Annotated in this window: 14 protein-coding genes, 2 pseudogenes and 1 riboswitch; of the genes and pseudogenes, 10 read left to right on the top strand and 6 right to left on the bottom strand. The window is 40.3% G+C overall.

The window, feature by feature from the left end:
• Window positions 1–599 precede the first annotated feature (599 nt).
• Both purH and purD read left to right on the top strand, forming a co-directional pair.
• Entirely contained in the window at window positions 600–2189 is a 1590-nt protein-coding gene (gene purH, locus BHE89_RS18825; RefSeq protein WP_069368757.1) for a bifunctional phosphoribosylaminoimidazolecarboxamide formyltransferase/IMP cyclohydrolase, read from the top strand.
• 12 nt (window positions 2190–2201) lie between these two features.
• Window positions 2202–3490 (top strand): annotated as a pseudogene (purD, locus tag BHE89_RS18820) (phosphoribosylamine--glycine ligase).
• Window positions 3491–3514: 24 nt separating this feature from the next.
• Here the strand turns inward: purD and BHE89_RS18815 are convergent.
• The 6 genes from BHE89_RS18815 to nudC all read right to left on the bottom strand — a co-directional run bounded on the left by BHE89_RS18815 (window position 3515) and on the right by nudC (window position 7961).
• Window positions 3515–4207, bottom strand: coding sequence for a DUF1481 domain-containing protein (locus BHE89_RS18815; protein WP_077885125.1), 693 nt, complete (start codon window positions 4205–4207; stop codon window positions 3515–3517).
• Window positions 4208–4221: 14 nt separating this feature from the next.
• Window positions 4222–4494 carry an HU family DNA-binding protein gene (locus BHE89_RS18810; RefSeq protein WP_004246922.1) on the bottom strand — a complete coding sequence of 91 codons (273 nt, stop codon included), beginning with the start codon at window positions 4492–4494 and terminating at the stop codon, window positions 4222–4224.
• Window positions 4495–4687: 193 nt separating this feature from the next.
• The gene (locus BHE89_RS18805; RefSeq protein ID WP_069368754.1) at window positions 4688–5278 is read right to left on the bottom strand and encodes a YjaG family protein; all 591 of its coding nucleotides are present in this window, start codon (window positions 5276–5278) and stop codon (window positions 4688–4690) included.
• Between the two features lie 74 nt (window positions 5279–5352).
• Complete coding sequence (gene nfi, locus BHE89_RS18800) at window positions 5353–6021, bottom strand: deoxyribonuclease V (protein ID WP_069368753.1); 669 nt, start codon at window positions 6019–6021, stop codon at window positions 5353–5355.
• Entirely contained in the window at window positions 6014–7087 is a 1074-nt protein-coding gene (gene hemE, locus BHE89_RS18795) for a uroporphyrinogen decarboxylase (protein ID WP_069368752.1), read from the bottom strand. The genes nfi and hemE overlap by 8 nt, the downstream gene beginning before the upstream one ends.
• Before the next feature lie 88 nt (window positions 7088–7175).
• A complete protein-coding gene (gene nudC / locus BHE89_RS18790; RefSeq protein WP_069368758.1) occupies window positions 7176–7961 on the bottom strand; it encodes an NAD(+) diphosphatase in 786 nt (261 codons plus the stop codon).
• A 145-nt stretch (window positions 7962–8106) separates the two neighbouring features.
• On the opposite strand from nudC, the gene BHE89_RS26435 reads away from it, so the two are divergent.
• From BHE89_RS26435 to thiH, 8 genes and pseudogenes are all read left to right on the top strand, one after another.
• Window positions 8107–8247 (top strand): hypothetical protein, encoded by a 141-nt coding sequence (locus BHE89_RS26435; RefSeq protein WP_286146316.1) that lies wholly within the window; start codon window positions 8107–8109, stop codon window positions 8245–8247.
• Between the two features lie 4 nt (window positions 8248–8251).
• Window positions 8252–8791: an HAD family hydrolase gene (locus BHE89_RS18785; RefSeq protein ID WP_286146314.1), complete on the top strand. Its 540-nt coding sequence runs from the start codon at window positions 8252–8254 to the stop codon at window positions 8789–8791.
• Window positions 8792–8835: 44 nt separating this feature from the next.
• Window positions 8836–8958: riboswitch (TPP riboswitch) on the top strand.
• 141 nt (window positions 8959–9099) lie between these two features.
• Window positions 9100–11052 carry a phosphomethylpyrimidine synthase ThiC gene (gene thiC / locus BHE89_RS18780; protein WP_069368750.1) on the top strand — a complete coding sequence of 651 codons (1953 nt, stop codon included), beginning with the start codon at window positions 9100–9102 and terminating at the stop codon, window positions 11050–11052.
• On the top strand, window positions 11036–11686 hold the full coding sequence (gene thiE, locus BHE89_RS18775) for a thiamine phosphate synthase (RefSeq protein WP_069368749.1): 651 nt from the start codon (window positions 11036–11038) through the stop codon (window positions 11684–11686). Before thiC ends, thiE begins: the two co-directional genes overlap by 17 nt.
• A complete protein-coding gene (locus tag BHE89_RS18770; protein WP_069368748.1) occupies window positions 11676–12425 on the top strand; it encodes a HesA/MoeB/ThiF family protein in 750 nt (249 codons plus the stop codon). The genes thiE and BHE89_RS18770 overlap by 11 nt, the downstream gene beginning before the upstream one ends.
• Complete coding sequence (thiS, locus tag BHE89_RS18765; protein WP_069368747.1) at window positions 12422–12622, top strand: sulfur carrier protein ThiS; 201 nt, start codon at window positions 12422–12424, stop codon at window positions 12620–12622. The genes BHE89_RS18770 and thiS overlap by 4 nt, the downstream gene beginning before the upstream one ends.
• Before the next feature lies 1 nt (window position 12623).
• Complete coding sequence (locus BHE89_RS18760; RefSeq protein WP_069368746.1) at window positions 12624–13403, top strand: thiazole synthase; 780 nt, start codon at window positions 12624–12626, stop codon at window positions 13401–13403.
• A pseudogene (gene thiH, locus BHE89_RS18755) lies at window positions 13403–14523 on the top strand (2-iminoacetate synthase ThiH). The gene BHE89_RS18760 and the pseudogene thiH overlap by 1 nt, the downstream one beginning before the upstream one ends.
• Window positions 14524–14590: the final 67 nt, after the last annotated feature.

Genomic DNA, 14590 nt, shown 5'->3' with positions numbered 1-14590 from the left:
AAATCGAAAACTTAGCTATTCATAAATGAATTTACTTTTGTTGTTCACTCTTCAAGACTTGATACATCTAATATTTTAGAAGATATCGTCTCTGCGAGTGCCCACACAGATTGTCTGATAATTTGTTAAAGAGCAGTGCAACATTCGCTGCCGTTTCCGGTCTTCTGCGTTGTTGCGAGGAGGTGCATTCTACATCTTCCTCATTGAGTGTCAAGCGTTTATTTTCAAGGCTTTTCACTTTTTTTCTTCGTTCTCTCGACTAACTCACTTAGCGTGGTTTGCCGTGACAACGAGGACGCATTATAGGGAGTTTTCTGAGACTGGCAATAGTTTTTTTAAAAAAAAAAATCGTTTGCTTAATTCCACAGCAAAACCCCAACTTATACGCACTTATTAACAACTTTATCCACAACTCACCTTTTTTACATAAAATTAGCATGTCAAACGCAAAACGTTTGCGTTATTATAACGGTCAATTAAGTAAGATTGATTTTGTGTCCATCTTCTGAAATGTTAGTTATGCAAACACAATTTCACTGTATTAATGTGATTTAACTTCACCATTACTACCGTTATACCAACCCCAAGGGATAAAACTCATGCAACATCTTCGTCCTATCCGCCGTGCACTTTTAAGTGTGTCTGATAAAGCAGGTATTTTAGAATTTGCTAAAGCACTTGTTGAAAGAGAAGTAGAACTCTTATCTACAGGTGGAACCGCACGTCTATTAGCAGAAGCTGGCCTACCGGTTATTGAAGTCTCCGATTACACTGGTTTCCCAGAAATGATGGATGGCAGAGTGAAAACGCTGCATCCTAAAGTACATGGTGGAATTTTGGGGCGTCGTGGGCAAGACGATGCAATTATGGAGGAGCATGAAATTCGTCCTATCGATATGGTCGTCGTAAATCTTTATCCTTTCGCTAAAACCGTCGCTCGCCCAGATTGCTCATTAGCCGATGCAGTGGAAAATATCGATATTGGTGGACCAACAATGGTTCGCTCCGCAGCGAAAAATCATAAAGACGTTACAATTGTAGTAAATAGTAATGACTATGAAAGAGTGATTGAAGAAATGGATAATCACGAAAATAGCCTTACTTTAGATACACGCTTTGATTTAGCGATAAAAGCCTTTGAACATACAGCAGCTTACGATGGAATGATTGCTAACTATTTTGGTCAGAAGGTTGCACCTTATTATGGTGATACTTCACAGCCATCAGGTCCTTTCCCTCGTACCCTAAATCTGAACTATATAAAGAAACAAGATATGCGTTATGGTGAGAATGCTCATCAGCAAGCCGCTTTCTATATAGAAGAAGATATTGAAGAAGCATCTATTGCCACTGCAAACCAATTACAAGGCAAAGCACTTTCTTACAACAACATTGCCGATACTGATGCCGCATTAGAATGTGTAAAATCATTCTCCGAGCCTGCATGTGTTATTGTGAAACATGCAAATCCTTGCGGTGTTGCAACTGCGAACACGCTCACACAAGCATATGACAATGCATTTAAAACCGATCCCACCTCTGCATTTGGTGGCATTATCGCATTCAATCGCCCATTAGATGCAAAAACAGCAAGTGCGATCATCGAACGTCAGTTTGTTGAAGTCATCATTGCCCCTTCTATTAATGAAGATGCACTACCCATTTTAGAAACAAAACCAAATGTCCGTGTATTGGCTTGTGGTCAATGGCAAACAGCAAAACCCGCGTTAGATTTCAAACGTGTTAATGGTGGGCTGTTGGTTCAAGATCGTGACTTGGGCATGGTAAAAGAAGAAAACTTAAGAGTGGTTACTCAACGTCAACCAAGCGAACGTGAACTTAAAGATGCACTCTTCTGCTGGAAAGTCGCAAAATTTGTAAAATCAAATGCCATTGTTTACGCTAAAAACGATATGACTGTCGGTATTGGCGCAGGACAAATGAGCCGTGTGTACTCTGCAAAAATTGCGGGTATTAAAGCCGCTGATGAAGGTTTAGAAGTTGCGGGTTGTGCAATGGCATCAGATGCATTCTTCCCATTTAGAGATGGTATTGATGCCGCCGCTCTTGCGGGTGTGACTTGTGTTATTCAACCTGGTGGCTCAATTCGTGATGATGAAGTCATTGCGGCTGCCAATGAACATAATATTGCAATGATTTTCACTAATATGCGTCACTTCCGCCATTAATAAGGTATTGATATGAAAATTTTGATTATTGGTAATGGCGGTCGGGAACATGCTTTAGCTTGGAAGGCCGTTCAATCACCGCTGGCAACACAGGTTTTTGTTGCTCCTGGTAATGCTGGCTCAGCATTAGAAAATGGTGTTGAGAATGTGGCTATTAGTGCAACCGATATTCCTGCATTAGTTACATTTGCCCTCGAAAACCAAATTGATTTAACGATCGTAGGCCCAGAAGCACCTCTGGTTATGGGTGTTGTCGATGCATTTAAAGAAGCGGGACTGACCATCTTTGGTCCAACAAAAGGAGCCGCTCAATTAGAAGGCTCTAAAGCCTTCACAAAAGATTTTTTAGCTCGTCATAACATTCCAACTGCGGCTTATCAAAATTTTACAGAAATAGCGCCTGCACTTGAGTATCTCAATAAAGTGGCGCGCCGATTGTTATCAAAGCAGATGGTTTAGCAGCAGGTAAAGGCGTTATTGTTGCAATGACGCAAGCTGAAGCTGAAGCTGCAATTAAAGATATGTTGGCTGGCAATGTTTTTGGTGATGCAGGACATCGTATTGTTATCGAAGAATTTCTTGATGGCGAAGAAGCTAGCTTTATCGTTATGGTTGATGGTGAACACGTAATTCCAATGGCAACAAGCCAAGATCATAAGCGTGTTGGCAATGGAGATACGGGCCCTAATACGGGGGGAATGGGTGCATATTCACCGGCGCCTGTTGTTACGCCAGAAATCCACCAGCAAGTCATGGAAAAAATCATTTATCCAACAGTAAAGGGAATGGCTTCCGAAGGTCATCGTTACCAAGGTTTCCTTTATGCTGGTCTGATGATTGATAAACAAGGTATCGCTAAGGTTATTGAGTTTAACTGTCGTTTTGGCGATCCAGAAACTCAACCTATTATGATGCGTATGCAATCTGACTTAGTTGATCTCTGTTTAGCTGGCGCAAAAGGCAACTTAAAAGATAAAGATTCCCATTGGGATCCTCGTCCAGCTTTGGGGGTTGTGATTGCAGCAGGTGGCTACCCAGCGGATTATCGTCAAGGTGATGTTATCAAGGGCTTAACACCAACATCCTCAACAACGGCGAAGGTATTTCAAGCTGGAACAACACTCAATGACAAAGGCGAAGTTATCACTGCCGGTGGACGAGTACTATGTGTAACAGCATTAGGTGATGATATCGAACAAGCCCAAAAAAATGCGTATGCTTTAGCTAAAGGTATTCATTGGGATGGTAGTTTTTATCGCCATGATATTGGTTATCGCGCGATTGCACGCTTAAAGAAATAGAGAATTAACAACAAAAGGGGGTGATCACAAGCTCTCTTTTGTTGGTTCCCATTTACAAAAATCGTGATCTGCGACCATAAGTAATTGCTTACCTTCTGGTGAATCAAGCCAAGCAACATAAGAAGGCTTACTTGAATTACGTGTTCTTGTTTTTAACCAACGTTGTTCTGAACCTTCAAATGAAACACTCACCTTCTCTCCAGCACATGTTGTCATTGTATTTTGATACCAGACACCCTGTATTAAATTTACTTTCCCAATAGTAAGCGCTTCGCTGATTTCACGCTCTTTACTTGCAGCAAATACCATTCTTAAACGCTCATCTTCTGTTAATGCTCGTTTTTGCTTCTGGCTCTCTTGTTGCATGAAAATAACTTCACCACGTTTATTTAAACGAAGGTGCCAAGATGAGGGATCGTTAGGATTGAGAATTTCAGAGCGAACTTGCCAAAGCCTATTTTGGCGATATTCATAGAATGTGATGACCGTTTCTGGTTTTTTATAAAAACTATAAACGCTCATGATCACTTGAGGTTCTGACGCTTTATTATTTAAACGCCATAGTCGCACAACTCCATCGTCCGCAATATAACCTGTTGCAGAAAATTCAGGTAGTTGCACAGTAGAAGAGCAGGCGCTGAGCAAAAAAGCAAATCCTATTGCTAACAGCCCCTGTCGTTTCAACAAAAGGGGAGTAAATCCCCCTCTATTGTTCATTCCGTTCAAAGGAATTATTTTACTGCGTCTTTCAGTGCTTTACCGGCAGTAAATGCAGGAACATTAGCTGCTGCAATTTTAATTTCTTTACCAGTTTGAGGGTTACGACCAGTACGCTCTGCACGGTGATTTACCTTGAATGTACCGAAACCAACTAACTGTACAGAATCGCCTTCTTTCAGAGCACCTGTTACTGAATCGATAAACGCTTCAATAGCAGCTTTTGCTTGAGTTTTTGTCAGATCCGCTTTTTCAGCAACTGATTCGGTTAATTCAGCTTTGTTCATAAAATAGTCCTTAAAGTATGTTTTATCGTTTGAAAAACATCTGGTGAAAAAACTTAACTTATTCTCTTTTTAAAAGGATAAATTAAGTAAAACACCTGAGCCACTTCTTTTCGTACCCAATGTAGAACATACACAGGGGTGATGTGAAGTCTTTAAACGTCGCTTTTCAAGCACTAAATCACGTTTTTCTGATTTAGTGCGTTAATTCTATACCGATATTGCTCATTCCAGCTTCACGAAGGTCTGCTCGTAGACCTTTGATCAGTTCGACATCTCTTTCTTCACATTCTACAAGTAGACGGTAAATTTCCCATTGGATATCGAACTCTTCAATAACAGCAGGTAAAGATCTAAGCTCTTCTTCACTCATTTCTCTTTCTGCTTGTGTCATTTCAAGTGAAGCAACTGTCCCTACTGATAATTTGCTCACTTCAATAGCGTGACTTAATGATTCACCGCTTAAACGTGAGTGAACAATTTCACTAAGCGCAACACAGGCGTCAATCGCAGGATAGACACCATAAATCTCGAACAGAGATGCATCAGGAATAGCTTCTTCTAATTTCTCTAATTGAGAATCAAAATTAACTTTTGCATCTTTCACCGTTAAAGTTTCCCAAACCAGATCGAGAATACGGCGATAAAGCATTGGATCGGTAAAACCTGTTTCACGACAAAATACCTGATAATTTGGGTACATTCTCTCACACAGGCATGCCATAAACGTCAGGTGTTGCCAAGCTTCTAGCTTTTCTAAACGTAAATGGATTGGGTTCTTCAACATTCGTGATTACTCATTTTCTTAACTTAGGCGCAGTTTACCTGAAAATTCAAAATATCCACATATTTCCCGAACATTTAGAGCTTATTCTTATTCAATTGCTCAAATAATCGCCTATTTGAAGCAATACCATCAGCCCAACGCGTTGGTTCTGGCAATCGATATCCTTTCATACACAATTCAACCCACTGCAAAGCGCCTTTCATACTCACTTTATGACCCGGAGAAATATACAGAGGTTTACATTTTTTCTTACTGCGATAAATCCATCCTATTTGCTCATTCTTATCCATTAGTGGCTCATAGCTTCCCATCTCTTCATTAACGGCTTTATCAGTACCACATAAACGACTTTTTGCCACACCAATAGTTGGTGTATCCACTAGTAAACCAAAATGACTTGCAACACCAAGCCTTCTAGGATGAGCAATACCTTGTCCATCAACAAAAATAAGAGAAGGCTTTTGTTTGATTAATTGCCAAGCAGTCAGTAACGCTGGACACTCTCTAAATGAAAGTAAGCCAGGGATATAAGGAAGAGTTGTCGGTATTCGGGCTATTTGATATTCAAGAATTTCAAAAGATGGGTAGTGCATTACTACGATGGCGGCGCGAGTAACTGCGCCACCGTCTTCAAAACCAACATCAGCACCCGCTATGCAAATTGGTGCTGTAAATTGGTCTGTTAAAATAATCTGTTGAGCTTTCTCTGTCTGCTCCTGACGTAATTGTTGGGTATTAATCATTATCCTGATGATAAGGCTTCGATAAACGGTGAACCGCATCAATAAATGCCCCAGCATGTTCAGGTGGAACATCTTGATGAATACCGTGCCCAAGATTAAAGACATGACCATTGCCTTTACCAAACCCAGCCAAAATAGTCTCGACTTCTTGTTCTATTCTGGCAGGTGGTGCATACAGCATAGAAGGATCCATATTACCTTGTAACGCAACTTTATCCCCGACTCGGCGACGAGCATCTTCGATATCAATCGTCCAATCTAGTCCTAATGCATCACAACCAGTCGCAGCCATCGCTTCTAGCCAACGACCACCACCTTTAGTAAATAAAGTAACTGGCACTTTTCTTCCATCATATTCACGGATAAGACCATCAACAATCTTATGCATATAGTGTAATGAGAAAAGTTGGTAATCACGACCTGTTAGCACACCACCCCATGTATCAAAGATCATGATAGATTGTGCACCCGCTTTAATTTGAGCATTCAGATACAGAATAACGCTATCTGCCAGTTTATCCAGTAATAGATGCAATGCTTGAGGCTCTGAATACATCATTTTTTTAATTTTTGTGAAGGCCTTACTACTTCCACCTTCAACCATATAAGTTGCCAGTGTCCAGGGGCTTCCTGAAAAACCAATTAATGGCACACTACCTTGCAATGCATGACGAATGGCACGTACTGCATTCATCACATACCCCAGTTCATCTTCAGGATCAGGAATAGGCAATTTTTTAATATCATCAATGCTATTTATTGGTGATTTAAAGCGAGGACCTTCACCCGTTTCAAAGTAAAGACCTAATCCCATTGCATCTGGAATAGTTAAAATATCAGAAAATAAAATAGCAGCATCTAAAGGGAAGCGTCTTAAAGGCTGTAATGTGACTTCACATGCTAATTCTGTATTCTTGCACAATGAGATGAAATCCCCCGCCTGTGCCCGTGTTTCCTTATATTCAGGAAGATATCTGCCTGCCTGACGCATCATCCAAACTGGGGTGACATCAACAGGTTGGCGCAACAGCGCACGTAAATAGCGGTCGTTTTTCAACTCACTCATGACTAACTCCATTAACAGTAATAGGGCCGCAAAATAGCATGCATTGTAACATGCTGGAAAAATAACTGTTGGCAGACCGCGCCTTTATTTAGTTCTTTTCTTTATCTTGTCTAATATTGGCTATCGTATCTTCGATCAAACGTCGGGCAATCGTGTCTGGCGGTGGGATCTGCGGTAATTGATCATAGCGATACCAACCTGCACTCGTTAATTCAGAAGGATCATGACGTAGCTCACCACCATCATAATCAGCTAAAAAGCCCATCATTAAGGAATGAGGGAACGGCCAAGGCTGAGAGGATACATAACGAATATTGCGAATACGAATATTGCTCTCTTCAAACACTTCACGGGCCACGGCTTCTTCTAACGTTTCACCAACCTCAACAAAACCAGCAAGTACCGTGTAAAGAGGTGAATGTTTGTGCCTAACATGGTGTGCTAATAAGATTTTATCTTCATGGCGAATACCCACAATAATACAAGGGGCAATTTGTGGGTAATAGCGCTCATGGCAGTTATCGCATAAACATGCCCATTCGCTTTCGCTATGACGCATTTTAGAACCACAATAACCACAAAAACGGTGAGAACGATAAAACTCAGCCAGTTGGACGCCACGACCAACTAATTTAAATAAGTTTTCATCTTGTGAGGCGATAAGTCTGGGTGAGCACATGTCGTTATCCATTTTTCCATGAATAAGCCAAACGGTTTCACCTTGCCATTCACCCACAATTTTGGCGTGTTGACCAATGAGATCCCAATCTTTAGCTAAACCAAATGGAAGTTCACCTTTAGGTAGCCACACGCGCCCCCCAAGACTAACTGTCCACCAGCCCTTTTCTGAACCTGTTAATGTATATAAATGCATAACGACCATCTATCCCAAATAATGATATAAAATAGAGGATACTCTCTTTAGCAAGAAGCACTCAATGAATTATAACTACCTTCTATAATTCATTAACATTCTTAAAATATAAATATAAATTTTATTAATAATAAGAACGCTTAGAATGACAGATAAAACCAAAAGTAAGATTGCTATTTTTGATCTAGATGAAACGCTTTTAGCCGGCGATTCTAGCCGCTTATGGACAAACTATTTGTGGGATAAGAAAATAGTCACTGATCCTCAGTTTTTTAAAACTAGATGAGCAAATGATCGCAGATTATTACGCTGAAACGTTAGACATAAAGCAATATCTTTTTCAACATTTAGCGTACTTTAGACATTATGATATAAATACAATAAATCGACTAGTTAATGATTTTACCGAAACTAAAATTCAGCCTTTGCTTTACCCACAAGGAATATCAATAATTACACAATATCGACAGCAGAATATTCCCGTTATGATTATTTCAGCAACAATGTCTTTTTTAGTTCATGTGATTGCAAAGCAACTTAATGCAGATATTTCAATGGGGATTGATATGCAAATTAAGGACAATCATTACACTGGGTTTATTGAAGGTATTCCGACATTTCGAGAAGGGAAGGTTGAGCGCTTAAATCAATGGAAAGAAGCTAATAACATAAAAAGATACTTATGTTTTATTTTCTATACTGATTCATCTAATGATCTCCCTTTATGTTACCAAGCAGATCATGTTATCACGGTTAACGCCGACCCCAAATTAGTACAAATTTCTGATGAACAAGCATGGGGACAACAACATTGGAATTTAAATAAATAGCCCATGTCGGACTTGTAGTTTTTAAAATCTTTCATATACTGAACATCTTCTTGTCGGAGTGCCTAGTGTTTATAAGGCTATTATAAATACAGGCTGAGACCGTTAATTCGGGATCCGCGGAACCTGATCGGGTTAATACCCGCGAAGGGAACAAGAGTGATTCGACCTTTTGATAGCTTCATTGCGTATATTTTTTACACATCTATATACACCTATCTGTCGATACTCCCTGCGACCTCCAGACAAGCATTTTTCTCAATATTCACCCGACAGGCAACTCGCCTGCATGATATTTATTAGGAAATGCTATGTCCCAAAATCAAAATATATCCGTTAAAGATATTTCACCAACCAACAACAAACAGCGCCCACGAAAAGAACAGCGTGATGCAGCTCAAAAGTTTATCAGCACCATTCGAGGCGTAAGTTTCCCAAATTCAAACCGTATTTACCTCGAAGGCTCACGTACTGATATTCAAGTACCAATGCGTGAGATCCAACTTGATAAAACGCTAATAGGAGGATCAAAAGATTCCCCTATTTTTGAAGACAATGAGCCTGTACCGGTGTATGACACATCGGGCCCTTATGGTGACCCTGCGTCTCAACTTGACGTTAATTTGGGATTAAAAAAAATACGTCAACCATGGATTGATGAGCGTAATGATACTGAAGTGCTTTCACTTTTAAGTTCAGATTTCACCCAACAGCGCCTTTCTGATGCTGGATTAGAACATCTACGTTTTCCCTTAAAACCAACCCCCAAAAAAGCACTCAATGGCAAAAGTGTGACGCAATTACATTATGCCCGCAAAGGTATTATTACGCCTGAAATGGAATTTATTGCTATTCGTGAAAATATGGGGCGTGAGAGAATTCGTAGCGAAGTTTTACGCCAGCAGCATACAGGGTTTAGCTTTGGTGCTCATCTTCCTGACAATATTACGCCTGAGTTTGTACGCCAAGAAGTTGCAGCAGGTAGAGCAATCATTCCAGCCAATATCAATCACCCTGAATCAGAACCCATGATTATTGGGCGAAATTTCTTAGTGAAAGTGAATGCCAATATCGGCAACTCTTCTGTAACCTCCTCCATTGAAGAAGAAGTTGAAAAACTCATTTGGTCTACACGCTGGGGAGCGGATACCGTAATGGATCTCTCAACGGGCCGTTATATTCATGAAACACGTGAGTGGATCATTCGCAATAGCCCTGTTCCTATCGGTACAGTTCCAATTTATCAGGCACTAGAGAAAGTTAACGGTATTGCTGAAGATCTCACTTGGGAAATATTCCGAGATACTTTGTTAGAACAAGCAGAGCAAGGCGTTGATTATTTTACTATTCATGCAGGTGTATTGTTACGCTATGTGCCAATGACAGCAAAACGCCTAACGGGTATTGTCTCTCGTGGCGGTTCGATAATGGCGAAATGGTGTTTATCACATCATAAAGAGAATTTCCTCTACGAGCATTTCCGTGAAATCTGTGAAATTTGTACGGATTATGATGTTTCCCTTTCACTAGGCGACGGACTAAGACCGGGTTCAATTCAAGATGCGAACGATGAAGCACAATTTTCTGAATTACATACCCTAGGTGAACTAACAAAAATTGCATGGGAATATGACGTTCAAGTCATGATAGAAGGCCCAGGCCACGTTCCAATGCAGATGATCCGCCGCAATATGACAGAAGAATTAACACATTGTCATGAAGCACCATTTTATACATTAGGCCCTCTTACTACCGACATTGCACCAGGCTATGACCACTTTACCTCGGGTATTGGTGCCGCAATGATTGGGTGGTTTGGCTGCGCGATGCTTTGTTATGTCACACCTAAAGAACACCTTGGATTACCTAACAAAGAAGATGTAAAGCAAGGGCTTATTACTTATAAAATCGCTGCTCATGCTGCCGATTTAGCCAAAGGACATCCCGGTGCTCAAATTCGTGATAACGCAATGTCAAAAGCTCGCTTTGAGTTTAGATGGGAAGATCAATTCAATTTAGCGCTTGATCCTGAAACTGCACGTCAATATCACGATGAAACCTTGCCTCAAGCATCAGGAAAAGTCGCCCACTTTTGCTCAATGTGTGGTCCTAAATTCTGCTCAATGAAAATAACGCAAGAAGTGCGCGATTATGCAGCGGGCATGGAGCAAATGTCTCAAGCCTTTAAAGAGCATGGAAATGAGTTATACCACAGTGCAGAAATCGCCAGTATTGAGGTGACTGAAAATGAACAGATCCTCTAACACACCTTTTGCATCAACAGAAAAAAAGCTTGGGCTTTATCCCGTTGTTGATTCTGTTGAATGGATCGAACGCCTGTTAAAGGTAGGCGTTACTACCCTGCAATTACGCATAAAAGATCAACAACCAGATGATATTGAACAAAAGATCATTGAAGCAATAAAATTAGGTAAACAGTATCATGCAAGACTGTTTATCAATGATTATTGGCAACTCGCCATTCAACATCACGCCTATGGTGTTCATCTCGGTCAAGAAGATATTGATATTGCTGACCTTTATGCCATTAAACAATCAGGCTTACGCCTTGGTATTTCCACTCACAATGAAACGGAATTACAAAGAGCGAAAGCATTACGTCCATCTTACATCGCATTAGGGCATATCTTTCCAACCACAACAAAAGATATGCCATCTAAACCTCAAGGTTTGAAGGCACTCAAACAACAAGTCGAACAGACACCCGACTTTCCAACTGTTGCTATTGGTGGGATCTCACTAGAGAAAGTGCCCGATGTTGTTGCAACCGGTGTCGGCAGTGTTGCCTTAGTCAGTGCAATAACGAAAGCACCTGATTGGCAACAAGTGACTCGTAAATTATTAGAATTAGTGGAGGGAAACCATCATGCTAAATGATAATGAATTTATGCGTTATAGCCGACAAGTGATGTTAGAAGATATTGGATTAAAAGGTCAAAGCAAGCTTCAACAAGCAAAGGTACTGATCATTGGGCTTGGTGGTTTGGGATCTCCAGCATCACTTTATCTTGCTGGTGCGGGTATTGGTGAGCTTATTTTAGTTGATAATGATGAGTTACATGTTTCTAACCTACAACGTCAAATTCTTTATCGAACTCAAGATATTCCTGACGCAAAATCAGAGATCGCAAAGCAGTCTCTGGGGGCATTAAATCCAGAGATAAAAATTACCGCTTATAAACAACGCATCAATGGCGACTTATTATCTAAATTAGTTAAAGAGGTCGATTTAGTCTTAGATTGCACAGATAACATGCTCACACGCCAAGCAATTAATCGTGCTTGTGTCACACAGCAAACTCCGCTTATCAGTGGCAGTGCCGTAGGGTTTAGTGGGCAACTGATGGTATTTGAACCGCCTTTTACTCATGGTTGCTATCACTGCCTCTATCCCGATGAGACAGAACCACAACGAAATTGCAAAACAGCTGGAATTCTAGGTCCTGTCGTCGGCGTGATTGGCACTCTTCAGGCACTGGAAGCAATTAAATTACTCTCTGGCTTACCCAGTTCTCTAAGTGGAAAACTTCGCCTTTTCGATGGTAGAAAACAAAATTGGAGTACTTTGCGTTTAACACCATCAAAAACATGTCCTGTTTGTCGAGGGTTAGCATGAACATTACCGTAAATGACGAACAATATTCTCTGGATATGCCTGTCACTATCTGTCAGCTCCTTATTCAGTTAGCACAACCCCCTATTGGTGTAGCACTTGCTATCAATGAAACCATCGTTCCCCGTGAAAATTGGGAAACACATGTTATTAATGATGGCGATACTATTCTTCTCTTCCAAGCAATTGCAGGAGGCTGAAATGTTAAAAATTGCTGATACAACATTCACATCTAGACTTTTTACAGGTACAGGGAAATTTGCAACACCAACACTAATGACAGAATCCATTAAAGCTTCGGGTAGCCAATTAGTCACGATGGCAATGAAACGGGTGGATTTAAAAAAGGGTAATGATGATTTAATCGCACCACTAAAATCATTAGGGGTAAAATTATTACCTAATACATCGGGTGCAAAAACGGCACAAGAAGCGGTTTTTGCGGCTCGTTTAGCCAAAGAAGCCTTTGGCACCTATTGGATAAAATTAGAAATTCATCCTGACACCAAATATTTATTACCCGATCCTATTGAAACACTTAAAGCCGCTGAGATCCTCGTTAAAGAAGGTTTTGTTGTTTTACCTTATTGCAGTGCTGATCCTGTTTTATGTCGTCGTTTAGAAGAAGTTGGCTGTGCAGCTGTAATGCCTTTAGGTTCTCCTATTGGCTCGAATCAAGGTTTACAGACTCGTGATTTTCTACGAATTATCATTGAACAAGCCTCAATTCCTGTTGTTGTTGATGCGGGCATTGGCGCACCAAGTCATGCACTCGAAGCTTTAGAATTAGGCGCTGATGCAGTATTGGTTAATACTGCAATTGCTGTTGCCAAAAATCCGATTTTAATGGCGCAAGCATTTAAAGCTGCGCTTGATGCGGGTGAATTTGCCCGACAATCAGGACTAACTACACCCGCTTCCGTTGTAAATATGCAAGCACAAGCCTCTAGTCCATTAACTCAATACTTAGAGGCATTCTGATGGATACTTTTTCTGATTATTGGCAACAGCTTGATTGGGATGACATTACATTAAAGCTCAATAGTAAAACCAATGCGAATGTTGAAGCCGCATTAAATCGTCACGTTCTAACACTTGATGATTTTATGGCGTTAATTTCACCCGCTGGTCGTCATTATTTAGAGCCAATGGCTCAGCGCGCTCAACAATTAACTCGTCAGCGTTTTGGTAATGTTGTGGGATTATATGTACCACTTTACCTTTCTAATTTATGCGCAAATGACTGTACGTATTGTGGTTTTTCAATGAGTAACGCCATTAAACGTAAAACATTAAATGAAAGTGAAATCATTGCCGAATGTAATAGCATCAGACAATTAGGTTTTGATAGTTTGTTATTAGTGACTGGGGAACATCAAAAAAAAAAGTGGGAATGGATTATTTTCGCCAATATATCCCTCTTATTCGAGAACATTTCAGTTCATTAATGATGGAAGTTCAACCTCTTGCGACAGAAGAATATGCAGAATTAAAAACACTGGGTATTGATGGCGTGATGGTTTATCAAGAAACCTACCATGAACCTACTTACCAACTTCACCATCTAAAAGGTAAAAAACAAGATTTCCATTGGCGACTACAAACACCCGATAGATTAGGGCAAGCTGGCATTGATAAAATAGGTTTAGGTGCATTGATTGGCCTTTCAAGCCAGTGGCGTAGCGATTGTTATATGGTGGCAGAACATCTCTTATTCTTACAAAAACGCTATTGGAAAAGCCGTTACTCTATCTCTTTTCCTCGTTTACGCCCTTGCGCTGGTGGGCTCAGCCCAGCATCGGTAATGAATGAAGCTGAATTAGTACAATTGATCTGTGCTTTTCGCATTTTGGCGCCTGATGTTGAACTTTCACTTTCAACACGTGAATCCCCTTATTTTCGCGATAATACAGTGCCATTAGCCATTAATAACATTAGTGCCGGTTCTAAAACTCAACCAGGTGGATATTCTGATAGTCATGAAGAATTAGAACAATTCTCTCCTAATGATAATCGCCATGTAAATGATGTTATTAACGCATTAAAAGAGCGAGGATTACAACCTGTATGGAAAGATTGGGATAACTATTTAGGTCGTTAATTAAAGTTTAAATAATATAAAACCGCTTTTAATTAATTTAATTATAAATAATAAAGGCGGTTTTTAT

Origin of the sequence: Shigella sp. FC1967 (genome assembly GCF_001743005.1) — a bacterium.
Taxonomy (GTDB): domain Bacteria; phylum Pseudomonadota; class Gammaproteobacteria; order Enterobacterales; family Enterobacteriaceae; genus Proteus.
The sequence above is the reverse complement of the archived record's forward strand: the minus strand, read 5'-3'. Positions and strand labels throughout refer to the sequence as shown.

Coding starts and splice junctions, on each gene's coding strand:
- purH (WP_069368757.1), top strand. CDS start 600: ATGCAACATCTTCGTCCTATCCGCCGTGCACTTTTAAGTGTGTCTGAT.
- BHE89_RS18815 (WP_077885125.1), bottom strand. CDS start 4,207: ATGAACAATAGAGGGGGATTTACTCCCCTTTTGTTGAAACGACAGGGG.
- BHE89_RS18810 (WP_004246922.1), bottom strand. CDS start 4,494: ATGAACAAAGCTGAATTAACCGAATCAGTTGCTGAAAAAGCGGATCTG.
- BHE89_RS18805 (WP_069368754.1), bottom strand. CDS start 5,278: ATGTTGAAGAACCCAATCCATTTACGTTTAGAAAAGCTAGAAGCTTGG.
- nfi (WP_069368753.1), bottom strand. CDS start 6,021: ATGATTAATACCCAACAATTACGTCAGGAGCAGACAGAGAAAGCTCAA.
- hemE (WP_069368752.1), bottom strand. CDS start 7,087: ATGAGTGAGTTGAAAAACGACCGCTATTTACGTGCGCTGTTGCGCCAA.
- nudC (WP_069368758.1), bottom strand. CDS start 7,961: ATGCATTTATATACATTAACAGGTTCAGAAAAGGGCTGGTGGACAGTT.
- BHE89_RS26435 (WP_286146316.1), top strand. CDS start 8,107: ATGACAGATAAAACCAAAAGTAAGATTGCTATTTTTGATCTAGATGAA.
- BHE89_RS18785 (WP_286146314.1), top strand. CDS start 8,252: ATGATCGCAGATTATTACGCTGAAACGTTAGACATAAAGCAATATCTT.
- thiC (WP_069368750.1), top strand. CDS start 9,100: ATGTCCCAAAATCAAAATATATCCGTTAAAGATATTTCACCAACCAAC.
- thiE (WP_069368749.1), top strand. CDS start 11,036: ATGAACAGATCCTCTAACACACCTTTTGCATCAACAGAAAAAAAGCTT.
- BHE89_RS18770 (WP_069368748.1), top strand. CDS start 11,676: ATGCTAAATGATAATGAATTTATGCGTTATAGCCGACAAGTGATGTTA.
- thiS (WP_069368747.1), top strand. CDS start 12,422: ATGAACATTACCGTAAATGACGAACAATATTCTCTGGATATGCCTGTC.
- BHE89_RS18760 (WP_069368746.1), top strand. CDS start 12,624: ATGTTAAAAATTGCTGATACAACATTCACATCTAGACTTTTTACAGGT.